Origin of the sequence: Bacterioplanes sanyensis, from assembly GCF_014652515.1 — a bacterium.
Lineage (GTDB): Bacteria > Pseudomonadota > Gammaproteobacteria > Pseudomonadales > Oceanobacteraceae > Bacterioplanes > Bacterioplanes sanyensis.
Genome location: NZ_BMYY01000006.1, coordinates 150,504 through 174,095 on the forward strand (window position 1 = coordinate 150,504; position 23,592 = coordinate 174,095).

The 23,592-nt window shown below is 55.2% G+C and carries 20 protein-coding genes; 11 read left to right on the forward strand and 9 right to left on the reverse strand.

Going from position 1 to position 23,592, the window contains the following annotated elements; translation table 11 throughout:
- Window positions 1–26 precede the first annotated feature (26 nt).
- Both IE090_RS10840 and IE090_RS10845 read left to right on the forward strand, forming a co-directional pair.
- Window positions 27–854 carry a hypothetical protein gene (locus IE090_RS10840; protein WP_189388403.1) on the forward strand — a complete coding sequence of 276 codons (828 nt, stop codon included), beginning with the start codon at window positions 27–29 and terminating at the stop codon, window positions 852–854.
- Window positions 851–2,728 (forward strand): response regulator, encoded by a 1,878-nt coding sequence (locus IE090_RS10845; RefSeq protein WP_189388404.1) that lies wholly within the window; start codon window positions 851–853, stop codon window positions 2,726–2,728. The genes IE090_RS10840 and IE090_RS10845 overlap by 4 nt, the downstream gene beginning before the upstream one ends.
- Here the strand turns inward: IE090_RS10845 and IE090_RS10850 are convergent.
- Window positions 2,719–3,687 carry a class 1 fructose-bisphosphatase gene (locus tag IE090_RS10850; protein ID WP_189388405.1) on the reverse strand — a complete coding sequence of 323 codons (969 nt, stop codon included), beginning with the start codon at window positions 3,685–3,687 and terminating at the stop codon, window positions 2,719–2,721. The two genes, IE090_RS10845 and IE090_RS10850, sit on opposite strands and share 10 nt — an antisense overlap.
- A 148-nt stretch (window positions 3,688–3,835) precedes the next feature.
- Here IE090_RS10850 and mpl point away from each other — a divergent pair, with 148 nt between their 5' ends.
- From mpl to IE090_RS10865, 3 genes are read left to right on the forward strand one after another with little or no spacing between them, the layout of a single operon-like run.
- Complete coding sequence (gene mpl / locus IE090_RS10855; RefSeq protein ID WP_189388406.1) at window positions 3,836–5,200, forward strand: UDP-N-acetylmuramate:L-alanyl-gamma-D-glutamyl-meso-diaminopimelate ligase; 1,365 nt, start codon at window positions 3,836–3,838, stop codon at window positions 5,198–5,200.
- Window positions 5,197–5,820, forward strand: a complete 624-nt coding sequence (locus IE090_RS10860; RefSeq protein WP_189388407.1) for a flavin prenyltransferase UbiX — start codon at window positions 5,197–5,199, stop codon at window positions 5,818–5,820. Before mpl ends, IE090_RS10860 begins: the two co-directional genes overlap by 4 nt.
- Entirely contained in the window at window positions 5,817–6,203 is a 387-nt protein-coding gene (locus IE090_RS10865; RefSeq protein ID WP_189388408.1) for a PA3694 family proteiin, read from the forward strand. Before IE090_RS10860 ends, IE090_RS10865 begins: the two co-directional genes overlap by 4 nt.
- A 47-nt stretch (window positions 6,204–6,250) precedes the next feature.
- Here IE090_RS10865 and IE090_RS10870 read toward each other — a convergent pair whose 3' ends face one another.
- The 3 genes from IE090_RS10870 to IE090_RS10880 form a co-directional block, all read right to left on the reverse strand.
- Complete coding sequence (locus IE090_RS10870; RefSeq protein ID WP_189388409.1) at window positions 6,251–7,711, reverse strand: dihydrolipoyl dehydrogenase; 1,461 nt, start codon at window positions 7,709–7,711, stop codon at window positions 6,251–6,253.
- Between the two features lie 93 nt (window positions 7,712–7,804).
- Entirely contained in the window at window positions 7,805–8,224 is a 420-nt protein-coding gene (locus IE090_RS10875) for a VOC family protein (protein ID WP_189388410.1), read from the reverse strand.
- Between the two features lie 132 nt (window positions 8,225–8,356).
- Entirely contained in the window at window positions 8,357–9,094 is a 738-nt protein-coding gene (locus IE090_RS10880; protein WP_189388411.1) for a glutathione peroxidase, read from the reverse strand.
- 205 nt (window positions 9,095–9,299) lie between these two features.
- Between IE090_RS10880 and IE090_RS10885 the strand changes: the two genes are divergently transcribed.
- Window positions 9,300–9,677, forward strand: a complete 378-nt coding sequence (locus tag IE090_RS10885; RefSeq protein ID WP_189388412.1) for a hypothetical protein — start codon at window positions 9,300–9,302, stop codon at window positions 9,675–9,677.
- A gap of 9 nt (window positions 9,678–9,686) precedes the next feature.
- Here the strand turns inward: IE090_RS10885 and IE090_RS10890 are convergent, their stop codons facing one another.
- Complete coding sequence (locus tag IE090_RS10890; protein ID WP_189388413.1) at window positions 9,687–11,030, reverse strand: OmpP1/FadL family transporter; 1,344 nt, start codon at window positions 11,028–11,030, stop codon at window positions 9,687–9,689.
- A 162-nt stretch (window positions 11,031–11,192) separates the two neighbouring features.
- On the opposite strand from IE090_RS10890, the gene IE090_RS10895 reads away from it, so the two are divergent.
- Window positions 11,193–12,056, forward strand: coding sequence for a sugar nucleotide-binding protein (locus tag IE090_RS10895; RefSeq protein WP_189388414.1), 864 nt, complete (start codon window positions 11,193–11,195; stop codon window positions 12,054–12,056).
- 22 nt (window positions 12,057–12,078) lie between these two features.
- On the opposite strand, the gene IE090_RS10900 is transcribed toward IE090_RS10895, so the two are convergent.
- From IE090_RS10900 to leuS, 4 genes are all read right to left on the reverse strand, one after another.
- Window positions 12,079–12,672: a hypothetical protein gene (locus tag IE090_RS10900; protein ID WP_189388415.1), complete on the reverse strand. Its 594-nt coding sequence runs from the start codon at window positions 12,670–12,672 to the stop codon at window positions 12,079–12,081.
- Window positions 12,673–12,880: 208 nt separating this feature from the next.
- On the reverse strand, window positions 12,881–13,885 hold the full coding sequence (gene holA / locus IE090_RS10905; protein WP_189388416.1) for a DNA polymerase III subunit delta: 1,005 nt from the start codon (window positions 13,883–13,885) through the stop codon (window positions 12,881–12,883).
- Window positions 13,882–14,382 carry an LPS-assembly lipoprotein LptE gene (locus IE090_RS10910; protein ID WP_189388417.1) on the reverse strand — a complete coding sequence of 167 codons (501 nt, stop codon included), beginning with the start codon at window positions 14,380–14,382 and terminating at the stop codon, window positions 13,882–13,884. Before IE090_RS10910 ends, holA begins: the two co-directional genes overlap by 4 nt.
- Window positions 14,372–16,966, reverse strand: coding sequence for a leucine--tRNA ligase (leuS, locus tag IE090_RS10915; RefSeq protein WP_189388460.1), 2,595 nt, complete (start codon window positions 16,964–16,966; stop codon window positions 14,372–14,374). Before leuS ends, IE090_RS10910 begins: the two co-directional genes overlap by 11 nt.
- A 321-nt stretch (window positions 16,967–17,287) precedes the next feature.
- On the opposite strand from leuS, the gene IE090_RS10920 reads away from it, so the two are divergent.
- The 4 genes from IE090_RS10920 (at window position 17,288) to IE090_RS10935 (ending at window position 23,578) form a co-directional block, all read left to right on the forward strand.
- Complete coding sequence (locus IE090_RS10920) at window positions 17,288–17,887, forward strand: c-type cytochrome (protein ID WP_189388418.1); 600 nt, start codon at window positions 17,288–17,290, stop codon at window positions 17,885–17,887.
- Window positions 17,888–17,935: 48 nt separating this feature from the next.
- Entirely contained in the window at window positions 17,936–21,571 is a 3,636-nt protein-coding gene (locus IE090_RS10925; RefSeq protein WP_189388419.1) for a hydantoinase B/oxoprolinase family protein, read from the forward strand.
- 78 nt (window positions 21,572–21,649) lie between these two features.
- The gene (gene grxD, locus IE090_RS10930) at window positions 21,650–21,970 is read left to right on the forward strand and encodes a Grx4 family monothiol glutaredoxin (protein WP_189388420.1); all 321 of its coding nucleotides are present in this window, start codon (window positions 21,650–21,652) and stop codon (window positions 21,968–21,970) included.
- Window positions 21,971–22,156: 186 nt separating this feature from the next.
- Window positions 22,157–23,578, forward strand: a complete 1,422-nt coding sequence (locus tag IE090_RS10935; protein ID WP_189388421.1) for a DUF4856 domain-containing protein — start codon at window positions 22,157–22,159, stop codon at window positions 23,576–23,578.
- Window positions 23,579–23,592: the final 14 nt, after the last annotated feature.

Sequence of the window (23,592 nt, forward strand, 5' to 3'; positions counted from 1 at the left end):
TGGCGCTGATACTACTTGCTCTGACAATGCCTGCTTGGGCAGCCGAGGTGATGGTGTTTAGCCATCGACCGATGCGCTCCGTTGAGAGTTTTACTCAGCAATTGCAGCAGTTGAGCAAACACGATATCGCACAAACGACTCAAGTCGATGCCCTGGCAGGTGCCAAGCTCGTGGTCGCGGTCGGTGCCCCCTCGGTGGCGGCGTTGGCCGGCAAAGTGAGCCAGCCTGTGTTGGCGGTCTACATCACTCGCCAACATTACCTGCAATATCAAGCGCAATTGCGCTCTGCTTTGTTTATTGAGCCGCCGTTAGCACGCCAGCTGGCGTTGGCGCGTGCGCTATTGGGGCCAGAGCAACAACTTGGCGTGTTGTTAGAAGCGCGGGAGCAGTGGTCTGAGTTTTCAGCGCAACCGCTGCGTGCGGATGGCACTGTCGACTCGCTGCTAGGGCCGCTTAGAGTGGTGGCGGTGAGCGATTACGATAGCCTGAACCATGCGTTGGTAGCGCTGTTAAAAGACAGCCATGCGTTGGTGGGGGTCTATGACCCCGAACTGTACAGCGCGGCCAATATTAAGAACATCCTGATTACCGCCTACCGCCAGAACGTCCCTTTATTCGGCCCATCCAATGCTTATATCAAGGCCGGTGCACTGGCCACCACTCACAGTGATATGGCGCAGATGGCGCAGCGCACTGCAGAAATGTTGGACCTTGCCATCGCCGGCAACTGGCCTGCAGCAGGTTACAACCCATACTTTCACGTGCGCTACAACGAGCAGGTGGCGCGCTCCCTCAATATGGTGCTACCCGATGCGCAAGCACTGGCAGCAGAGTTAGCCGATCCGTCACCATGAGTATTCGTCAGTGGTCGATTCGCCGTCGCATTACGCTGGTGGGCGCGATACCGGCACTGATCACAGTGGTGATACTGACGGCTCTTAATCTATGGCAACGCTGGAATGATATTCGTGAAGACAGCGCTCGCCAGGCCGAAATCCTGATGGCCAACCTGACGGCCGCTGCCGAATATCCTCTGATATCGGGCAACTACGATTTATTGCGGCCTCTGATTAGCCAAATTCTGCAGCAACCCGCCTTTGTCTCTTTGCAGTTGCAAGCACCGACTGGCGCAACCTTGTTAGAAACATTCAGTGACGACTACGCCAGTTTGGAGTCGCAAGCCGTGCGTTATCAGGCTTACCCTGTGACGCGCTTGGTGGAGCCGCTGTCGGATTCCGAGCTGTCGGATCTGGCCGCAGAGCCTGCCACCGAAGAAACACTCGCCGTCATTATTTTAGGTGTATCGGATCATTTTATTCGCCAGCAGCAGTTGCAAAGCCTGTATCAAACACTGGTGTCTGGTGTGTTGGTGGTGGTGCTTGCTGCGGTTTTTGGTCGTCTGGCAGCGATGGGCATTATTCCACCGTTGGAGAATGTGTCGCGCTTTATCAGTCGCTTGGCATTGGGCAATATCAGTGGTCGTATTGCCGTTGATCACGGTGCCGAAATCGGCCAGCTGCAAGAATCTGCCAATCGCTTGGCCGAGTCGCTGGAGCAGGCAGGTAAGGATCAACGCGCCTTTACTCGCCAGCTGATGTCGGAGCAACAAAAAACCCAAGCGGCTAGCCGTGCCAAAAGTGAGTTTTTGGCCATGATGAGTCACGAGCTGCGCACACCGCTAAATGGCGCCGTGGGCATGTTGCAGTTGCTGAGTCTGGAGAACAGTGAGCAGGAGTTTACCGAGTTCAAAGGTTTGGCCGAGCAATCGCTGACGCATCTCACACAGCTGTTAGAAGACGTGCTGGTGGTGGTGGATATCGAGAAAAACCGCCTTAGTGTGCATCCGGAGGCACAGCGCATTCCCGTGCTGCTGGAGAACTTACTGCTGTCTTTTCGTCAGCGGGCACTGGAAAATGGTTTGTCACTGGTGGTGGATTATGAGCCAGCCGTGCAACGCAGCTGGCTGCGTGTGGATCCTTCTTTACTGCGGCAAACGGTGCGTCATCTGGTCGATAATGCACTTAAGTTCACCGAGCAGGGCATGGTGGTCTTGCATCTGGCCTTGGATCAGAGCCTCACGCCGGCCCAGTTACGCATCGCCGTCACGGATACGGGAATTGGCATTGCGGATGAGCAAAAAACGCGCGTGTTAGAAGCCTTTGCTCAGGTCAGTTCATCCTTCAACCGCCGCTATGAAGGTGCCGGCTTAGGCCTGACCATTTGCCATCACATCAGTCAAATACTCGAAGGTGAACTGCACATTGAAGATAATGCCGGCCATGGCACCCGGGTGACGGTGATCTTGCCCGTCGACATGGTCGAGTCAGAGTCGTCCCAGCCGGCGTCAACCAGCTCGGAGCCACTGCGATTGCTGGTGGTGGAGGATAACGCCGTTAATCTTAAAGTGACGCGCAAGATGCTTAGCCGGATACTGCCTGCCGCTGCTATTGAAGCAGCAGAAGATGGCAACGAATGCCTAGAGATGTGTCAGCAGCAGAGCTTTGATTTGGTCTTGCTGGACTGCCATATGCCAGGCTTGGATGGCTTTGAAACCAGTCGAGCATTACGCAAAAATGGCCATACCATGCCGATCATCGCCTGCACCGCCAGTACAACGGACAATATTCACGAGCGCTGCCTACAAGCCGGGATGTCCGACTATCTGCCCAAACCGCTGCGGGTCGCTACTTTAACCGCGACCCTGCAGCGTTGGTTGCCTCAACCGTGATAGCGCTCGACGTTGTCCACTTCTTGCGCTGAACCCATGACCACAGACACACGCTCGTGAATGCCTTGCGGCTGAATGTTCATGATGTCAGTAAAGGCGGTTGAAGCCTTGCCGCCGGCTTGCTGAACCAAAAAGCTCATCGGGTTGCCTTCGTACATCAGGCGCAGCTTGCCTGGCTTGTTCGGCTCGCGGCGATCATACGGGTACATAAACAGGCCGCCACGGGTCATGATGCGATGAATCTCCGCCACCATGGAGGCAATCCAGCGCATGTTGTAGCGCTTGCCTAATGGGCCTTCTTCACCTTGTAGCAGGTCGGCTACATAGTTTTGCATCGGCTCCAGCCAGAAACGCTGGTTGGACATATTGATGGCAAACTCTTTGGTCTCGGTCGGAATGGCAATTTGCTCGCGCTGCAGCACGAACTCGCCAATGCGTGGGTCCAGGGTGAAGGAATACACGCCGTTACCCAGTGTCAGCACCAAAATGGTGGACGGGCCATACAGCACATAGCCGGCCGCTAATTGAGCGCTGCCGGGTTGCAAGTAGGCACTTTCGGCACCGGCATCATCGCCATCGCGGGCAGGCAAAATGGAAAAAATAGTGCCAACGGTGACGTTAACGTCAATGTTAGAAGAGCCGTCCAGTGGATCGAACAGCACCAACAAGCTGCCATCTGGGTTGGCGGCTACCGGCAGCTCTTCTTCTTCGCTGGCCATGCCTTTGACCGCAGGCTGCTGTGCCAGAGTTTGCTTCAGGATGTCATTGGAAATGACGTCGAGCTTTTTCTGACACTCGCCTTGCACATTTTCGCGCTCTGCACTGCCCAACACACCCGCAGCGGCACCGAGCTGAATACGATGTGCGATGTCTTTGCATGCCACCATCAGGCCATCGATTACATCGGTCAGAGCCGGGTTGTCACTGTGTTGTTGAAGAAAGGTGCGTAAGCGTTGCATGGATTTTCCCGCAGTTGATCGAAAAGTGCGCGCAGTCTACCTGAAGCGCTGGCAAATTTCAGTGCCATGACAATGGGAACTTGGGCACCGAAACGCCAGCCAGTACACTATGCGTCATAAATGACAGATACAGGTGGTAACACAGCCCATGCGGGTTCACATTCTTGGCATTTGCGGCACCTTTATGGGATCGCTGGCACAGTTGGCAAAAGCCGCGGGTCACGACGTGAGCGGCAGCGATGCCGGCGTTTATCCGCCAATGAGCGACCAGTTACAGGCTGCCGGCATTGAGCTGTTTGAAGGTTGGTCACCTGAGCATATTCCGGCGGACGTCGATCAGGTCATCATCGGCAATGCGCTGTCGCGTGGTAACCCCGCGGTGGAGCATGTGCTGGAGCGGGGCATTCCCTACACCTCAGGGCCGCAGTGGCTGAATCAGCATGTGTTGCCACAGCGCTGGGTGCTGGCAGTGGCGGGCACCCACGGCAAAACCACCACCAGCTCCATGCTGGCTTGGATTCTGGATCATGCTGGCATGGCGCCTGGGTTTTTGATTGGCGGTGTGCCAGAAAACTTTGGCTGCTCGGCGCGTTTAGGTGATACGCCGTTTTTTGTCATCGAAGCGGATGAGTACGACACCGCGTTTTTCGACAAACGTTCCAAGTTTGTCCACTACCAGCCACGCACCTTGGTATTGAACAATCTGGAGTTTGATCACGCCGATATCTTTGCAGATTTGGCCGCCATTGAACGTCAGTTCCATCATGTGGTGCGTACCGTTCCGGCCTCTGGCCAAGTGATTTATCGTGCCGACGAAGCGGCATTGCAACGCGTATTGAGCCAAGGGCTGTGGTCATCCTCGCAAGCCTTTGGCCCGGCCAGTGATTGGCACTGGCAGTTGCACGCCGCCGATGGCAGTGATTTTGATATCTGCCATCAGGGGCAAGCGGTTGCCCGCATTCGCTGGTCGTTAAAAGGCTTACACAACGTCAGCAATGCCATGGCCGCGGTGCTGGCGGCACGTCATGTCGGCGTTGCGCCGGAGCTGGCGGCGAAGGCGCTAGAGTCTTTTCAATCGGTTAAGCGGCGGCTGCAATGCTTGGGGGATGCGGCCGGTGTGCAGATCTTTGACGATTTTGCCCATCACCCAACGGCCATTGCCAGCACTTTGGAGGGCATGGCGGCGGCGCTGCAGCCTGGACAGCGCTTAATTGCAGTGCTGGAGCCGCGCTCAAATACCATGAAAATGGGGAATCATCAGGCTGCACTGGCCAACGCCGTTGCCGCGGCCGATCATGTGTATTGGCTGCAGCCAGAGGGATTGAGCTGGTCGCTGGCTGAGTTGGCTGCGCAGCACGGTCATATCTGTTGCCACAGCACTGACGCACTGCTGCAAGCGCTGTTGGCTCAATTGCAGCCAGGTGATCAGGTGGTGTGCATGTCTAATGGCAGTTTTGAGCAATTGCCGCAGCGGCTGCTGGAGCAGTTACAACAACAGGAGACATCTGCATGAGAGTCTGCGTTGCCATGACCGGAGCTTCGGGCTCTTTGTATGCGTTGCGCCTGGTCCAGGCGTTAGTCGGAGCAGGTGTGGGCGTGGATGTCATTGTGTCGAAGGCGGCGCAACTGGTGTTTGCCACGGAAACGCCGGTGAGTTTGCCTGGCAAGCCGCAAGGGCAGGCGCAGGTGTTGCGTGAATACGTCAACGCCAATAGCGAACAGCTCAGAGTGTTTGCCCGTGAAGATTGGATGGCCCCCTGGGCCTCCGGCTCCGGCCAGCCGGGTCCGGTGGTGGTGTGCCCATGCAGCACAGGCACCTTGTCGGCCATTGCCACCGGCGCCAGTAACAACTTGATTGAGCGCGCGGCTGATGTGGCGTTAAAAGAGCGGCGTCAGCTTATTTTGGTGCCACGAGAAGCGCCGTATTCTGAGATTCATCTGCAAAACATGCTGAACCTAACCCGCATGGGCGCGGTGATATTGCCGGCCAGCCCGGGGTTTTATCACCAGCCACAAAGCATTGAAGACCTGATTGATTTTGTCGTCGCCCGCATTTTGAATCAGCTCAATATTGACCATCAACTGATGCCCGCCTGGGGCAAAGATCATCCTTCAACAGAGGACCCATCATGAGTAATGAGCAGTCACAGCCACAAGCGCCAGAAACCGACCGCGGTAAGTGGACCGGTGTTGGTTTCTTTATCGGTGTCGTGGTGGCGGTGGTCGCCTTGGAATACTACGGCTATTTGCAGCATTCGGACCAACAAGATGCCGCGGTCGTCGACCAGTTTAAACTGCTGACCCTGGCGCCCGGCTACGAAACGCGGGTATCGCCGAAAGACTCTGGCAAAGAAGGCTTTTGCGTCGACGGTTATTTGCTGCTGCGGCCTACCAATGGCTCGGCCACAGCGGGCGTCTTGGTGGACGGCAAAAATCGCGGCATTCGTTGCCGTGATGGTTTGGCGGTGTCAGATCAGCAAGCCGAAGCGATGAAGTCCAGCCAGCCTGCAGAGTAAGCTGGCGGAGTAAACCGGCCCGCAGTCAGCGGGCCGGCGCTTGCTTGCTAGGAGCCAACACCGCATTCGGCACAGCGGTCCATCAAGGCTTTGCCCAAGTGCAAGTTGGCGTTCACGTCGCGCAACGCAGTGCGCAGGCCTTCTTCGATTACCGGGTGATAAAACGGCATATCGAGCATCTGCGGAATGGTCATGCGCTGCTGATGGGCCCAAGCCAACAGGTGGGCAATGTGCTCGGCGCGTGGGCCGGCCATTTCTGCGCCCAAAAACATGCCCGTGCCTTGCTCGGCATACACCCGCAGCAAGCCTTGGTTTTTCAGCATTACCCGTGAGCGCCCTTGGTTTTTGAACGACACTTCACCGATGGCGAAGCAGTCACGGTCGTAGCGCTTTACTACGTCGTCATAGCGCATGCCCACGGTGGCCAGCTGCGGGTCACTGAATACCACGCCAATGGCCGAACGGCGCAGACCTGAGCGCACGTCTGCCAAGCTTTTGAGCGAGCGCCCGGCGTTATCGCCGGCGATCTTGCCTTGGTCTGCCGCTTCGTGCAGCAGCGGGATTTGGTTCGACGCGTCGCCAGCAATAAAGATCGGTGTCTGACCTACTTGCATGGTGTAAGGGTTGGCGATGGGCACGTCGCGCTCATCGAGGGGCAGCTCTAGGTTTTCCAGCCCCAGGTTATCGACGTTAGGCCGCCGGCCGGTGGCGGCAACCAAATAGTCGACGATCACTTCTTCTCCTCCGTCGTAGCGAATTTTTACGCCCTCTGACGTGCGTTCGATGCTGTCGACTTGGGCGTCGGTATTGAAATAGCGGAACTGGCCAGCAAAAGCTTGGTGTGCGCTCGCGCGCACTTCGGGGTCAGTGAATGGTCCTAACGCACCGCCGACACCAAACATGGATACCTCAACGCCCAAGCGGCTCAATGCCTGGCCCAGCTCTAGGCCGATGACGCCTGGGCCAAATACCGCCACTGAGCTGGGCAGCGCGTCCCACTCGAAAATATCGTCATTGACGACTAAGCGATCTTCAGCGGCTTGGAAAAAGCCCGGATAGCTGGGGCGTGAGCCGGTGGCAATCACAATGCGCTTAGCGTCGATGCGCAGGTCTTCGTCGTCTTGCCGTTCCACCAGCAAGGTGGTGTTGTCGATAAAGCGGGCGTAGCCACGCACACGGTCTTGCTCGTCGATGCTGTCGACGGATTCCAACACAAAGCCAACAAAGCGGTCGCGCTCAGATTTAACCCGCTGCATCACGGCTTTGCTGTCGATTTTAGGTGGCTCAGCGATCACCCCAAACGCATGGCTGTGGCGAATCTCATGGGCGGCATCGGCGGCGGCAATCAATAACTTGCTCGGCATGCAGCCCACTCGGGCACAAGTGGTGCCGTAAACCCCGGCTTCAATTAACACCACCGAATCTGTGTGCTCCTTGGCGGCACGATAAGCCGCCAGACCGGCGGTGCCGGTACCGATAATGGCGACATCTTTGCTGAGTGTGGACATAAACCTTCTCCTCGAATAGATGCGACCTAGTATGCTGGCGGCAGTTTGTTAGTAGAAGTTAATTAGATCTATAGAATCGATAGCTATCAAGAATTACCACTCGCCGCTGTTGGGCATAGATGCCCAAGGTTCTTGTGCCGGCAAAGCCTCGCCTTTTTGCAGCAGCTCGATCGATATGTTGTCTGGGCTACGCACAAAGGCCATGCGACCATCTCGCGGTGGACGGTTAATGCTTACCCCAGCGTCCATTAAGGTTTGGCACAGGGCATAAATATCGTCGACCTCATAGGCTAAGTGGCCAAAGTTTCGGCCACCGCCGTACTCTTCGCTGGAATCCCAGTTATAGGTCAGCTCAATTTCTGGTGCACCTGCTTCGGTGGCCAAAAATACCAGGGTGAACTGGCCGGCGGGCACATCTTTGCGGCGGATTTCTTTAAGGCCCAGCAGGTTGCAATAAAAGTTGAGGGAAGCGTCTAGGTCAGTAACTCGGACCATGGTATGTAGGTAGCGCATAGTGACTCTCTTTGTTTAACAGCTGCGTGAAAAGCGATTTTGACAGAGTTGAATGGGCTTGGTTTCGGCCACACGGCAAAAAGCCCAACCGGTAAACCGGTTGGGCTAAATTGATCAATTTGTCGCAGGGCTTTAAGCGTTGAGGTAAGCGCTCAACTCTTCACTGCCACCAATCAACTCACTGCCAATATATACTTGCGGCACCGTTTCACGACCTGTGATGGCACGCAGTGAGGTGGTGCTGGCGTCACGGCCGAGAACAATTTCCTCGAACTGAATGCCGGCTTTGTTCAACTCTTCTTTTGCGCGCGCACAGAACGGGCAACCTGGCTTGGTAAACACCGCCGCCGATTGTGGCAGCTCGGCCTCAGCATTGATGTAGTTCAGCATGGTATCGGCGTCAGACACTTCAAAGGGGTCGCCTGGCTTTTGTGGCTCGATAAACATCTTTTCCACCACGCCGTCTTTTACCAGCATGCTGTAGCGCCAGCTGCGCTTGCCAAAACACAGGTCGGCCTTGTCGACCAACATGCCCATGCCATCGGTAAACTCGCCGTTGCCATCAGCAATCATGCGAATGTTCTCGGCTTCTTGATCTGCCGCCCAAGCATTCATCACAAAGGTATCGTTGACGCTGACGCAGACAATTTCATCCACACCATTGGCCTTAAATACGGGCGCCAACTCGTTGTAGCGTGGCAAGTGTGTGCTAGAGCAGGTAGGGGTAAAAGCACCGGGCAGCGAAAACAGCACCACGGTGCGTCCTTTAAAGATATCGTCGCTTTGAATGTTGACCCACTCATCGCCGATGCGGGTCGGCCAAGTAACGGATGGAACGTTTTGACCTTCTTTGTTAATCAGTTCAGACATCATGTTCTCCAAAATAGATGATGTGAAACGCTGCTGTCTTTGGCATTGCACGTTTCGTTAAGTTCGAGTGCAGTATGGTGTGACTGATTCGATTGTTGAAATCAATAAATTAAATCCCTTTGTTAGTTTTTGGTTATCTTTGTTTGCTGTCCGGCACCTAGGTATACTGAGCGGCCGCAGTAAGGTCAGTACAGTGGAGATAGGCATGCTGTTAGAGAACAGTTCAGATTTGATTGCGCGCTTAGAGCGCACACAGCTGGCCAATGGCGAGCCTGTTGACTTGGCACACCTGATTAATGGCCAGGTACTGGCAGTCAGCAGTGATGCTTTGGCCTTGTACAGTCGCGCTGACGCTGTTCAGGATGCTCTTGGCAATGGTTTGCTGAGCAGTGTTGCTCTGCCTGAAGGCGTGCGCTTGTCAGTGCAAGACGATGGCTTTATTCAGCAACATCGAGCGGGTTATGTGGGCTTGAGCGATGATTATGTATTGCTGATTACCCTGAACGATGTGCAGTTATTCGCCAGCAAGTCCGATGCACTGCGCAATCAAAACGAGCTGGCGAGGTTGCCTTTAGCGCACTAAGGTCGGTCGTTACAGTGCCCAGCGCAAGCCGATGGCTGCGGAGTTAACGTCCGTGGTCATTTCACCTTTTAAGCGCGCACCAGAGCTGGCCAGGTTGTTTTGGTCAATGTCACGTTGTTGTTGCAGTGTGTGTTGCAGGCCCGCATCCAGTGTGAGCTGCTCACTAAGCGCATAACTCAAGCCAACCGAAATCGCACGATAGTCGGCGAAGCCAAAGTCGATGGTGACCTTGTCGTCATCAATGGGAGACTGATCCATCGCAACGCCTGAGCGCAGCTGCAGCTTGGGTGACAGTTGATAGCCGACACCGACCGCAATGCGATAGGACTCATTCCAGTCATACACTTGCGGTGCCGAGGCGAGAGCGGAGACGGTATTGTCGCGGCTGTCGATGGCCAGCTCCTGATAGCGTGACCACTTGGTCCAGGAGGCATCCGCTTGCCATGACCAATCGCCCGCCTGTTGGAAATAGCTCAAGTTAAGGGTTTCTGGCGTCACAATTTGCGTGCTGCCGTCTGCTTTACCCGCTTCCAAACCAGCCAACGACACCAGCGTGCTGGTTTGCTCGGGAAACGACACCGTCGCCGTACCGCTCAGCTCATGGACGATACGACTGCGGTAATGTAAGCCTAAGCGTGCATTGTCTGACAGGTGATAGAGAGCGCCGGCGGTAAAGCCAATGGCGGTATTGTCGCCTTCCATTTCAAACTTGCCATCCAGCTCGTCACTGCCTAATAGCGCGGGGTCAACGCCCAGTGCGGCACACGTGGCGGCGTCTTGTTGTGATAGGCAAAATGCGGGCGTATTGACGGCGACGGCGTTGTTAGCACTGAGGTATTGAATCACCATGCTGGCACCGAGATCCAGTTGCTCGTTGACGCTAAAGCCCAGTGCTAAACCAAGGTCAATACCGGTGATTTCGCTCTCTGTGACCTGATAACGGGCCACGGAGTCATCGCCAAAATCCGTGCCAGTGGCGAAGGGGGCGTTCAGGTAGATACCGGCGGCTAACCCTTCCCGTATTTGCCGCACCGCGTAGGCGGTGGGCAGTAAATCAAAGTTGTCTGCTTTGGCATCGCTGCCTTGAATCGGCACACTGCCATCCCCTGTGGTGGCGTCGCCGTCGAACTCGGATTGCACGGATACACCCGCTAGGTTAATGGCGATTTCATCCCCCGCTAGCAGCATGCTGGCGGGGTTGTAATAGGCGGCTGAAGCGCCTTCCCCCGAGGCTGCGCCACCGGAAAAAGCATTGCCTAGGCGCAAAGCGGACTGTTCGTCGACGTAATAGCCCTGGGCGAGGGAGGCGAGGGAGGCTAGCGAAAGGGCGATTGCTAGGTAAGATCGTTGCATTGTTATTTATTCTCTCAGTTATTATTTGATACGAAAGTACCGAAAAGTAGTCTCTAGGTAAATACTTTTGGCTGAGCTCGGCTGGCGTGTAATGCCATCAACAGCGATCATCGCAATGGCTGCCAGCACCGTCGACTGGTGGCATAATTTGGGTACGGCTCAATGACAACGGAACTTAGCTTGGTTAACTCAGGATTCAGTCCACTGGTGGTGGGTGCTGATCGCCCAGTGGGGCAGCATCTTATTCGCTTGCTGCAACAACAAGATTTTTTATGCAAAGGCGTGACGTTGGAGTCGCGCGAGCGCCTGCCCGCCAGCAGCGGTATGCCGGTGATGATTTTGCTGCCATCCATGTGGCGGCCAGACGACCTGCAACACATCCCGTATTGGCTGGATTTGGCGCAAGCCGAGGACATGCCCGTAATTTTGGTGTCGTCAATGACGGTCTTTAAAGCTGCGGTAGACATCAGCTACAGCGAGCATGATGATGGGCATGATGATTCTCCGCTGGCGCTGCAGCTGTTACAGCTTGAGCAACAAGCCAGAGCTAACCCGAGGCATTTGATTATTCGCCAGGCGCAAGGGTTTTCTTTGCAGGGCGGTGACTATGCCAGTGAATGGTTAAATCAGATGCGAGCGGAAGCAGTGCTCGAGTTTGATATGCAGCGCTTGTTTAACCCAACACCGGCGGATGATATTGCTGAGGTAGTGTTGGCGCTGTTAAAGCAAAGCTTGTGTGTGGATGGCTTGTGGGGTACTTATCACTTGGGAGGAGTTGAGCCGGTTTCTTCGTATGCCTTTGCTGAGGCGTTGTTGGCGGAAGCCAGCCAGTATGAAGATCTCAGTCATTTGAACTTGCGCTCACGCGAAGGCGGTATCATGCCGTCGATCTGGGCACCAATGAGCAACAACACCCTGCTGTTTCATACCTTTGGAGTGCAGCCCAAAGCCTGGAGGCAAGGGTTAAGTCGACTGGTACGGCGTTTTTATCGTGCAGATGAGGGGCGAGTAGGAGAAAAGGAGTAACCGTGGGCAAATTACCCCACGGTCAAATAACTTTGAAGCTGCCAGATTCTTGGTACAGACGCATCAGTTTGTCGGTAATGATATTGCGGATGCCATCACACTCAAGCGATGACAGACCAGCCAACTCGCCGAGACGCAGGCGGTGCAAGTGCAGGCATGGCAACTTTTCATTGAACTCGCGTAAATCCCCCTTCATCAGCACTGGCAAGAACGGATCATCTGAGTTGGAACGACGCAGAATTTGACGAATGCCCTCTTGGAAAGGAATCGGCACCGAACGCACCTTTTTGTTCTTGTGAGAAATCACCAAGTACAACCCTTTTTTGCCAATCAGGTTGCCCGGAATCACATGCAAACCAGTGGCTTGCACGGCATCGCGGTTCAAGTGGCTAAAGGTGTCGTGGAACGCGTAAGGGTCAGGCAGAATCACCATCTGACGGTTGGCTTCTTCGGGAAAGAAAATGCTGTAGTTGGTGTAAAGCTGACGCACAGACGTAGAGAACACACAAAAGCGGTTTTCAAACTGCTGAATAAAATCAATGGCACGCTGGTGCTGGTGGAGCTTATCAAGGTCCCATACCAGATCGGCATTATTTTGTTGCACTGCAGGATTCATAGTCAGCCTCTCGTTGTTTCTCGATGCCTACTCAAACAGCGTCAGCGGCATGCTGTGACATCTTAAGCGATTTTCCAATGATTGCTACGGTCTTTGCTGACCTCCGTCGCTAACTGACGCTTTTTGTCAGTTCCGGATACTCGCTAACCAGTGTTTAGTATAGGTGGTGCCGTGGCTCGGGTCTGTGAACCAGCCTGCAAGGCTGATGTTAAACCGCCCCCAGTCTGGTGCCGCACAGACAAGTGACCAATTCAGTCAGAAGCAGCCAAGGTGCGTCACCGCTGCCCTTGATGGCGTTGTCAGTCTTTTCCGCCAGACGCAGAGCGTCATGCAGCTGGGCCTGCGACAGTCGCTGCAGCGCCTTTTTATACGGCCCTTGCTGTCTTGGCCAAACGTTTTGCTGCTTAAACGCAGCGCTCAGCTGCTGGCCGGACTGACCGTGTAAGGCGATCAACTGGCGTATTTTGCGGTTCAGCGCCCCCAAAATCATGATGGCATCGACGCCTTCGCTGTGCAGATGTGACAACATTCGACTGCTTTGGGCCAGATTGCCTTCTAAGCAGGCGTCGGCTAGACCAAAGGCGTCAAAACGTGAACTGTCGCCAATGGCCTCGGCGACCAGTTCTTCTGTTATTTGGGTGCTGCCCAGCAGCCGCAGTTTTTCAATTTCTTGTACTGCTGCCAGCAAGTTGCCCTCGGTTTGCTGCGCTAAGGCGGCCAGTGCCGCAGGCTCAGCATGCAAGCCGGCGGCGTGTAAGCGCCGTTGCAACCAGCCGTTGTATTGGCCGCGATCGATGGGCCAAATGGGTAAAAACACGCCCGCTTTATCCAGTGCTTGAAACCAGCTGCTGCGCTGCGCTTTGGCATCAATGCGAGGTAGCACCACCAGTAACAGGTTGTCTGGGTTCGGGTGCTCGGCTAAGGCCTGCAATGTGGCGCCTTTGTCGGACGGTTTGCCATTGGCAATGCGCACTTCCAGTATGCGGCGCGAGGCAAACAATGACATGGCGTTGGCTTCTTCACGCAAGCCTGACCAGTCAAAGCCAGCTTCGGCATGAAACAGCTCGCGTTCTTCGATGCCTTGCTGACGCGCCGCCGCGCGAATGCTGTCGCAGGCTTCCATCACCAGCAAGGGGTCATCTCCCGACACCACATAGCAAGATGCCAGTGTTTTTTGCAGATGATCGTGCAGCTGGTCTTGACGTAGCTTCATGGCGTATCGAGCTGGGTAAACTGCAGTCGGCGTAGCAACTGGCTAGCAAGTTCTTGGTGCAATGCCTGGTGCTGCTCGTGCTCAGTATTGGCGGTGCCGGTGACATTATTAATGTCGTTAGCAAAGATGCGCCGGGCTTCCAGCTCGTAGACCACTTCGCTGTCTTGGCTCGGGCGCAGCAGACGAGCGCTCAATCTGCCATTGAGTTCGTATTCTGACACCTGGCCATCCTCGCCCACAGACAGCTCGCGGCGCTCTATCACAGGCGCATTGACCCACAGCTGCACCGGCGCATCGCTGGCGCTTTGGGTTAGCAGCACGCCGCTGTATTCCAGCTGCAAACGCAAATACTGGTTAAAGCGGTTGCTGGCCTGGCTGTTCAGGTGCATGACTTGCAGCGCCGGTGACAGTTCGGTGGTGCCGCGTAGCTGCCAGCCGCAGCCTGATAATATCAGGCTGGCCAGCAGCATCAGCGCGGTGAAAGCGTTAGTTCGCAACGATGTTCACCAGCTTGCCAGGTACCACAATCACTTTGCGCACGGTTTTGCCATCGATCTGCTTTTGCACCGCGTCGTTGGCCATGGCCATGGCTTCCAGCTCGTCTTTGCTAGCGTTGGCTGAGGCTTCCAGCTTGGCGCGTACCTTACCGTTAACCTGCACCACCAGTTGAATGCTGTCTTTCACCAGTGCATCTTTATCAACAGCGGGCCAATCGGCATCCAATACCAGACCTGTTTGGCCAAAGGCTTGCCAGATCACCTGACAGATATGCGGCGCAATCGGGCTTAGCATGCGCACGATGGCCTGCAAACCTTCATACACTACAGCAGCACCTTGGCCTTGGCTGCGATCGGCCTTTTGCAAGGTGTTCATCAGCTCCATGATGGCGGCGATGCCGGTATTAAAGTGGTAGCGACGGCCAACGTCATCGCTGACCTTGGCAATGGTTTCATGCACTTTGCGGCGTACGTCTTTTTCGTCCTTGCTCAGAGAGGTGGTATCAACGGCTGCTGGCAGGCCATTGCTGACCAGCTCATGGGCCAAGCGCCATACGCGTTGCAGGAACTTCTGTGCGCCTTGAACGCCGTTTTCTGACCACTCCAGGGTTTGTTCTGGGGGCGCGGCGAACATGGTGTACAAACGCACGGTGTCGGCGCCGTAAATGTCGATGGCTTCTTGTGGGTCCACGCCGTTGTTTTTCGACTTGGACATTTTAATCATGCCCTCGTGGGTCAGCTCCTTGCCGTTCCACACAGCTTTGACCAAGCGGCCTTTGTCATCGCGTTCGACTTCGACATCTTTCGGTGCGACATATTCTTTGCCGCCTTTGTCGTTTTGGTAGCTGAACGCATCGGCCAACACCATGCCTTGGCACAGCAAGCTGGCAAAAGGTTCATCGCCCTTCACCAAGCCAACGTCACGCATCAGCTTGTGGAAGAAACGCGCGTATAACAGGTGCAAGATGGCGTGCTCAATGCCGCCGACATATTGGTCCACTGGCAGCCAGTAATCGGCCTCAGTCGGATCCACCATCTGGCTGTCGTCCCACGGCGAGCAGTAGCGAGCGTAATACCAAGACGATTCCATAAAGGTGTCGAAGGTATCGGTTTCGCGGAATGCGGCTTCGCCTTCAAATTCGATGTTTTCGAACTCAGGGTTGTTTTTAATCGGGCTGTTAACGCCGTCCATGACCACATCGGTTGGCAGTTCAACCGGCAGCATGTCTGCTGGCGTCGGAACTTGCTCGCCGTTGGCTTTGTTGATCATAGGCACTGGGGTGCCCCAATAACGCTGGCGGCTAACGCCCCAATCGCGCAGGCGATAGTTGGTTTTTACCTGGCCTTTGCCGGCAGCGGTTAACCATTTGGCAATGGCATCAAAGGCGGCATCAAATTCCAGACCGTCAAACTCACCTGAGTTCACCAACCTGCCTTTTTCGGTAAAGGCCGCTTCTGCCAAGTTAATGTCTTCACCCTGATTGTCAGGTGAAGAGACCGGCTCAATCACCTGAGTGATTTCCAAGCCGTATTTTTGCGCAAATTCAAAGTCACGCTGATCGTGGGCGGGCACGGCCATCACAGCACCGGTGCCGTAATCCATCAGTACAAAGTTGGCGACCCAGATCGGCACTTCTTTGCCAGAAATTGGGTGAATCGCCGTCATACCGGTGGCGATGCCTTTTTTCTCCATGGTGGCAATGTCCGCCTCAGCGGTACCGCCTTTTTTGCACTCTTCGATAAATGCGGCCAGCTCGGCGTTGCTTTCAGCAGCTTCGGCGGCCAGCGGGTGGCCAGCGGCGACGGCCACGTAGCTCACACCCATTAAGGTATCTGGACGAGTGGTATAGACCTCCAACGTGTCTTGTCGATCCTTAAGACCAAAGTGCAACTCAACGCCCTGGCTCTTACCAATCCAGTTGCGCTGCATGGCCACCACTTGCTCTGGCCAGCCTTCCAGTTGGTCTAAGTCATTCAGCAGTTCTTCGGCATAGTCGGTAATGCGAATAAACCACTGTGGAATTTCTTTGCGTTCAATCGGGGTATCGCAGCGCCAGCAGCAGTTGTCGATGACCTGCTCATTGGCCAATACGGTTTTATCGTGTGGACACCAGTTCACCGCCGACACTTTTTTGTAGGCTAGGCCTTTTTCGACCAGCTGAGTGAAGAACCACTGCTCCCAGCGGTAATACTCAGGTTTGCAGGTGGCCAGTTCGCGGCTCCAATCATAGCCAAAGCCCAGCGATTTCAGCTGGCCTTTCATGTAGGCGATGTTTTCATCGGTCCACTTGCCAGGTGCGGTGTTGTTTTTGATGGCGGCGTTTTCTGCCGGCAGACCAAAAGCATCCCACCCCATTGGCTGCATGACGTTTTTGCCCTGCATGCGCTGGTAGCGGGAGATCACATCACCAATGGTGTAGTTACGCACGTGACCCATGTGTAGTCGACCGCTGGGATAAGGAAACATGGATAGGCAGTAGAACTTTTCTTTGTTGGTGTCGACGACGGCCTTAAACACCTGGTTCTCTTCCCACTGCTGCTGCACAGTGGCTTCAATTTCCTGCGGTTGATAGGTCTCTTGCATCATGGTGATCTGTGTTGTTTGGGTGAAGAAAAAAGAGTCAGCAGTGTACCGCAATGGCGCCAGAGGGGCTATGCCGTGGCGTTGCCAGCAAGGGGTGCCGCTGGCTTGACTCAAGTCAGCTTTGCTGATGATTTTATGATCCCGCTTTCGTCGCTCCCTTGGCCCACTCGGTCAATCGTCGTAATGTGGCCGCCGTGAATAGGGTTGCAGTCAAGGGCGAGTAATCGCCCATGCAGCATGATTTCGGCAATGGAAGTACATGACGAGATGAGTAAAAAATATACTGCCAGGGTACGCCTAGCGTCTTTCGTTGTGGCTGCGATGGTCTGGGTAATATCGCCTGCAAAGGCGCAAACGGTAGAGCAGCTGCTGCAGGAAATGGCAGCCATTGAGCAAGATGCCAGCGCCCGTCAACAGGCCCTAAAAGATGGCGAAGAGCGTGCGCAATTATGTTTTCGCTGTCATGGCCAGGACGGCAACAGCAAGCGTGATTACATTCCCAACTTGGCCAGCCAGAACGCTGCCTACTTATTTACTCAGTTCGAGAAGTTTGCCAATGGCGAGCGCCAAGACTACGTCATGAGCACGCTGGCAAAGCATCTTTCGGCCGATGATCGCATTGATATTGCGCTGTATTTTTCCGAGCGTGAGGTCGAGCCGCGTGAGCCGCAAGTGGAAGCCAGTGCTGCCGGTGAGCGTATTTACAATTCGGTGTGTTTTGCGTGTCACGGCAAAGAAGGTCACGGCAGTGCCAGCTATCCCCGCATTGCCGGTCAGCCTTATGAGTTTTTAGAAACGACTTTGCTGAAGTTTTTGCACAACGACCCGAGTCGTGCCAACTCGCCTATGATCGCGGTGATGAAGAACCTCGACGAGCAGCAAGTCAAAGACGTGGCAGCCTACGTGGCGCATATGCCTTGATGCCATTCTGATACACTGTCGCACCTTTCAATGGATGGCGGGGGCGACATGTCTGACTCCAGTTCAACGCACGTCAGTTCAACCCACAATAGCGAGCCAGGTTGGCGCTTTTGGATTGATCGTGGCGGTACCTTTACCGATATCGTCGCGACGACGCCAGACGGTCAGCAGCTGGTTCATAAGCTGCTGTCGGAAAATCCTCAGCACTATGCCGATGCCGCCATCGAAGGCATTCAGCAACTGCAATCTCAGTGGCCACAGCTGCCCAATCGCATCAGCGAAGTGCGCATGGGCACCACAGTGGCGACTAACGCCTTGCTAGAGCGGCGTGGCCAGCCGACCGTGTTGCTGGTTTCTCAGGGGTTACGCGATCAGCTGCAAATTGGTTACCAAGCGCGGCCCGAAATTTTTGCCCTGCACACGCCGCAGCCAACGCCGCTATATGAACGGGTGTACGAAGTGCCTGAGCGCGTGTTAGTCGATGGCACGGTGGAATTGGCTTTAGACGAAGAAGCCTGCTGGCTACAGCTACAAGAAGCCCATCGCCAAGGTTATCGCGCCATCGCGGTGGCGCTGATGCATGCCTATAAATACCCCGAACACGAGCAACGCCTAGGCGAGCTGGCGCGTGCGGCCGGATTTGAACAGGTGTCGCTCAGTCATGAGGTCAGCCCACTGATTAAACTGGTGGCGCGTGGTTCAACCACCGTCGCCGATGCGTATTTATCGCCGGTGCTCAAACGCTACGTGGAACAAGTACGCCGGGCACTGCCGGGCGTGGATGTGCAGTTTATGCAGTCCAATGGCGGGCTGACGTCGCCGGCTCAATTTGCTGGCAAAGATGCGGTATTGTCAGGCCCTGCCGGCGGTGTGGTGGGCATGGTCAAGACCGCCTGCGCCGACGGTTTTGATCGCATTATTGGTTTTGATATGGGCGGCACCTCCACCGATGTCAGCCACTACGGCGGTGAGCTGGAGCGCGACACTGAAACCCTAATAGCGGACGTGCGCTTGCGTGTGCCCATGATGAGCGTGCACACCGTCGCCGCGGGCGGCGGCTCTGTGGTGCAGTTTCGTGATGGCCGTTTGCAAGTAGGGCCGGAATCGGCCGGTGCTTACCCCGGGCCGGCCTGTTATCGCAATGGCGGCCCGCTGACCGTGACGGACTGCAATCTGCTGCTGGGTCGCATTCAGGCCGAGCACTTCCCAGCCATCTTCGGCCCGCAGCAAAATCAGCCTGTGGATGTTGAAGGTGTGCAGCAGCAATTCGAGCAGCTGGCGCACAGCGTCAGTGTGGAATCGGGTCGTGATTACAGTCCGGAGGCGCTGGCCGAAGCTTTTCTTACTGTTGCCGTCGATAACATGGCCGCCGCGATACGCAAAATATCGGTGCAGCGTGGTCATGATTTGGCCTCCTACGTGCTCAACGCCTTTGGTGGCGCAGGCGCACAGCATGCGTGCCAAGTGGCCCAAGCGTTGGGCATTGAGCAAGTGTATTTGCACCCGCAAGCGGGCGTGCTGTCGGCTTACGGCATTGGTCTGGCCGAACAGCGCTGGCTGGCCGAAAAGTCGATGGATGTGCCACTGGCACAGTTGGCTCAAGATTCCCGTGCAGCTGAACAGGTGTTAGAAGCATTATGGCAAGACTATTTGCACCAGCCGGGCAGTGATACCTCAGCGGTGAAACAGGTGCGCTTGTATTTGCGCTATGAAGGGGCGGATACGCCCTTGTTGGTGGCCTATGGCGATGCCGCTACCATGCAGCAAGCGTTTGAGCAGCAACACCGCCAGCTGTACGGCTTTATCAATGAGCAGCGCGCCATCGTGGCCGATGCGCTGCAGCTGGAATGCATTGCCGGTGGCGAGGATGCAGCCCCGGTATCAGGGCCTGCCCCCGCTCAAACTGTGCTACCCAGCACAGTGCGCATGCATTGTCAGGGGCAATGGTGCGAGGTGCCGGTGTATGCGCGCTCAAGTATTGCTGAAGGTGAGCCGCTGCAAGGCCCGGCGCTGTTAACGGAGCGCACTTCCACCATCGTGCTTGAGCCTGGTTGGCAACTGCAATGCCTGGCCAGCGGTGCCTTACTGCTAACGCAACAGCAAGCAAAGCAGCCAAAGGTCACAGACACAGAGCGTGACCCGTTGCGGCTTGAACTGTTCAGCCACTTGTTTATGTCGGCAGCCGAGCAAATGGGCGTGGTGCTGGAGCAAACCGCCAGCAGCGTGAACATTAAAGAGCGGTTAGATTTTTCTTGCGCTGTGTTTGATCAGCACGGCAACTTGGTGGCCAACGCACCGCACATTCCGGTGCACCTAGGCTCAATGAGCGACAGCATTCGCGTGGTGATACAAGGGCAACCCGACATGCGCCCGGGCGATGCTTTTGTATTGAATACGCCCTACAACGGTGGCACGCATCTGCCCGACATTACCGTCGTGAAACCTGTATTTACCGACGGTGCCAACCCCGCATTTTACGTGGCGGCGCGCGGCCATCATGCTGATATCGGTGGCATTAGCCCAGGTTCCATGCCGGCGGAATCGAGCCATATTGAGCAAGAAGGCGTGCTGCTGGATAACCTGCTGTTGATGCGTGATGGTGCGTTGCAGGAGCAAAGCATTCGCGCCGCCTTGGCTAACACCCGTTACCCGGCACGCAATCCAGAGCAGAACATTGCAGATTTATCCGCACAGCTGGCGGCCTGTGAAAAAGGCGCGCAAGAGTTGCTGCGCTTATGCCAACAATATGGCGAAGCCACGGTGCAGGCGTATATGGGCTATGTGCAAGACAACGCTGCCGAAGTGCTATCGCAGGCGTTAATGTCGCTGGCGGATGGCCAGTTTAGCTGTGACATGGACGATGGCAGTCGCATCCAGGTGGCCATTCAAATCGACCGCCAGCAGGGGAGGGCATGCATAGATTTTAATGGCACAGGCTACCGGCCTGATCAGCTGCAGCATCCGGGTAACTTTAATGCGCCCACCTCCGTCGTGCATGCCGCTGTGCTGTACAGCTTTCGTGTGCTGGTCAATAAACCCATTCCGCTGAATGCCGGGTTTTTCCGGCCGTTGGATATTCGTGTGCCTAAGGCCTCCATGGTGGCACCTGAGTACCCGGCGGCGGTGGTTTCTGGCAACGTCGAAACGGCGCAGTATTTGGTCGATGCGGTCATGGGCGCACTGAATCTTATGGCGGCCAGCCAGGGCACCAATAACAACGTCACCTTTGGCGACGCTCAGTATCAGTATTACGAAACCCTGTGCGGTGGCACAGGTGCCAGCGCTGTGGGCGATGGCGTCAGCGCCATGCATTCACACATGACCAACTCACGCCTGACCGACCCAGAGGTATTAGAGCAGCGCTACCCAGTGGTGTTGGACTGGTTTCATATTCGTCGCTTGTCGGGTGGGCATGGCTTGTGTCGTGGTGGTGATGGCGTTGAGCGTCATATTCGTTTTTTGCAGCCAATGCAGGCCAACATTATCAGTGGACGCCGGCAAGTAGCACCCCATGGCTTGGCCGGCGGCGACGATGGCAAAACCGGCTGCAACTTTGTGTTGCGCCGCAACGGCCGGCTGCAAAATTTGCCTGGCTGCACCCGTACTGAGTTGCAAGCGGGTGATAGCCTCTGCGTGCACACCCCAGGCGGTGGTGGCTATGGCCGTCCGCTGGAAGATGATTAGCCTACTGCCGCTGTCGGGTATTCAATCGGCTGTGATAAACTGCGCGACAAATCCTTGAGCTAAGACTGAGAGAGCACCATGGAAATAATGGACGTCATCAAAGACCAAATCGAAAACAACGACATTCTGCTGTACATGAAAGGCTCGCCTAACCAGCCAATGTGCGGCTTCTCGGCGCAAACCGTGCAGGCGGTAATGGAGTGTGGCCAAAAGTTTGCCTACGTTGACGTGTTGTCGAACCCGGACATTCGCGCCAACTTGCCTAAGTACGCTAACTGGCCGACCTTCCCGCAGTTGTGGGTGAAAGGCGAGCTGGTCGGTGGTTGCGACATCATCACCGACATGCATCAAAAGGGTGAACTGAAGCCGTTGCTAGAAGAAGCCGCCCCAGCAGAGTAAGCCTTTCGGCTTAACGGCACCGTCAAGCCAGTTCAAACCCGTTGCCGCAAGCGGCAGCGGGTTTTTTTATGGAGTAAACCTCTATTCCCATGTATTGAGAATTGTTTTCATTGTATTTGGCTTTTGCTAGTATCCGTTGTCTCAAATTAAGAACGCTTTGTATTGATAACAAGGGTAATAACAACCATGAAACTGGTAAAAGGTATTTCTGTACTGTCTGCCGCCATCTTGCTGGCGGCCTGTGGCAGCGACGATGATAACGACAGTGACAACAACAATAACGGCACCACAGTGCCGGCGACCTACACCTTCGAAAGCCAAGTCATAGCCGGTGAGTCGTCTGTTTCTTACGGTGGCCAAGTGGCGCGCAATGCTCTGATCAATGAGCTAAAAGCCTTGATCGGCAGCCCATTACTAACCTCAGAACTGGGCAGCAATGACTCTGTCGAGGAAGCGGTACTGGAGAAGCTCAATCTGATCTACAAAGTGGGCACCAGCACACCGGATGGCCAAACCTATAACCTGACCTCACAAAATGCTTACACCCTCGCAGTGGAAGAAACACCAGTGGGTATTTCTGTCGCCGAAGGCAGTTTGCTGCAGGCCGGCTACGGCGATTTAAGCAGTGATAAAAACCTGCAGGGCAAGATGGCGGGTATTGATAACCCACTGGCCATGGGTGAATTCGTGGGTTGGGATATCGCCGCCGACAGTGACAATGCCAAGCCAGACGCGCTGGTACAAAGCTGGTTCGCTGCGATTGCTGAGCAAGCGGCTGATCCAGAGCATCAGGGCAAGGTGTATGTGTCTGCCACAGGCCTGGATTACCAGCAATTAATTCAAAAATTCTTGCTGGGTTCAGTTGCCTATTCACAAACGGCGAATGATTACCTGAAAGCCACCAAAGGTCTGCTGAAGCAGAACAGCGCCGGAGATAAAGACGGCAGCAAGCCATACACTTCACTGGAGCATCAGTGGGACGAAGGCTTTGGCTACTTTGGCGCCGCGCGCGACTTTAACAACTACAGTGATGCCCAGTTAAAAGCGCAGAAAGACAACGATACCAATGGCGATGGCCAGATCGACTTAACCGCTGAATACACCTTCTCGATGGCGCAGTATGCCAACAAGCGTGATGCCAGTATTGCAGGTTGGGATACCAGCAAGAAAATCATGGATGCGTATTTAAAAGGCCGCCAGATCATTGTCGATAATTACGGCACTGATCCAGTAGCGGATCAGGGCTATCACGATGCATTGGAAGATCAGGCCGAAATTATTATCGACACTTGGGAAGAAATCTTCGCTGCTAATGTGATTCACTACATCAATGCAACGTTGGAAGACATGGCCGCTATGGGCACAGACGCCTATGACTTCAACTTGCACGCCAAGCACTGGGGTGAGTTGAAAGGCTTTGCCTTGTCACTGCAGTTCAACCCAATTGCCGAAATCGACCTGGCTGAGCTGAAGCAACTGCATGGTCTGGTAGGTCAGGCTCCTGTGCTACAAGGCGGCGATGTTGAAGCCTATCAGCAAGCACTGGTGCAAGCGCGTGACTTGCTGGTCGATGTCTACGACTTCGACGGCGACGTTACCCAGTGGTAAGTCACTGCATGAAT

Excerpts from the sequence above, each read along its gene's own strand:
- IE090_RS10860 (WP_189388407.1), top strand. The coding sequence starts at position 5,197 with ATGAGAGTCTGCGTTGCCATGACCGGAGCTTCGGGCTCTTTGTATGCG.
- IE090_RS10845 (WP_189388404.1), top strand. The coding sequence starts at position 851 with ATGAGTATTCGTCAGTGGTCGATTCGCCGTCGCATTACGCTGGTGGGC.
- IE090_RS10920 (WP_189388418.1), top strand. The coding sequence starts at position 17,288 with ATGGTCTGGGTAATATCGCCTGCAAAGGCGCAAACGGTAGAGCAGCTG.
- IE090_RS10850 (WP_189388405.1), bottom strand. The coding sequence starts at position 3,687 with ATGCAACGCTTACGCACCTTTCTTCAACAACACAGTGACAACCCGGCT.
- IE090_RS10935 (WP_189388421.1), top strand. The coding sequence starts at position 22,157 with ATGAAACTGGTAAAAGGTATTTCTGTACTGTCTGCCGCCATCTTGCTG.
- IE090_RS10865 (WP_189388408.1), top strand. The coding sequence starts at position 5,817 with ATGAGTAATGAGCAGTCACAGCCACAAGCGCCAGAAACCGACCGCGGT.
- IE090_RS10895 (WP_189388414.1), top strand. The coding sequence starts at position 11,193 with ATGACAACGGAACTTAGCTTGGTTAACTCAGGATTCAGTCCACTGGTG.
- IE090_RS10875 (WP_189388410.1), bottom strand. The coding sequence starts at position 8,224 with ATGCGCTACCTACATACCATGGTCCGAGTTACTGACCTAGACGCTTCC.
- grxD (WP_189388420.1), top strand. The coding sequence starts at position 21,650 with ATGGAAATAATGGACGTCATCAAAGACCAAATCGAAAACAACGACATT.
- IE090_RS10880 (WP_189388411.1), bottom strand. The coding sequence starts at position 9,094 with ATGTCTGAACTGATTAACAAAGAAGGTCAAAACGTTCCATCCGTTACT.
- IE090_RS10890 (WP_189388413.1), bottom strand. The coding sequence starts at position 11,030 with ATGCAACGATCTTACCTAGCAATCGCCCTTTCGCTAGCCTCCCTCGCC.
- IE090_RS10925 (WP_189388419.1), top strand. The coding sequence starts at position 17,936 with ATGTCTGACTCCAGTTCAACGCACGTCAGTTCAACCCACAATAGCGAG.
- leuS (WP_189388460.1), bottom strand. The coding sequence starts at position 16,966 with ATGCAAGAGACCTATCAACCGCAGGAAATTGAAGCCACTGTGCAGCAG.
- holA (WP_189388416.1), bottom strand. The coding sequence starts at position 13,885 with ATGAAGCTACGTCAAGACCAGCTGCACGATCATCTGCAAAAAACACTG.
- IE090_RS10870 (WP_189388409.1), bottom strand. The coding sequence starts at position 7,711 with ATGTCCACACTCAGCAAAGATGTCGCCATTATCGGTACCGGCACCGCC.
- IE090_RS10840 (WP_189388403.1), top strand. The coding sequence starts at position 27 with ATGCCTGCTTGGGCAGCCGAGGTGATGGTGTTTAGCCATCGACCGATG.
- IE090_RS10885 (WP_189388412.1), top strand. The coding sequence starts at position 9,300 with ATGCTGTTAGAGAACAGTTCAGATTTGATTGCGCGCTTAGAGCGCACA.
- IE090_RS10900 (WP_189388415.1), bottom strand. The coding sequence starts at position 12,672 with ATGAATCCTGCAGTGCAACAAAATAATGCCGATCTGGTATGGGACCTT.
- mpl (WP_189388406.1), top strand. The coding sequence starts at position 3,836 with ATGCGGGTTCACATTCTTGGCATTTGCGGCACCTTTATGGGATCGCTG.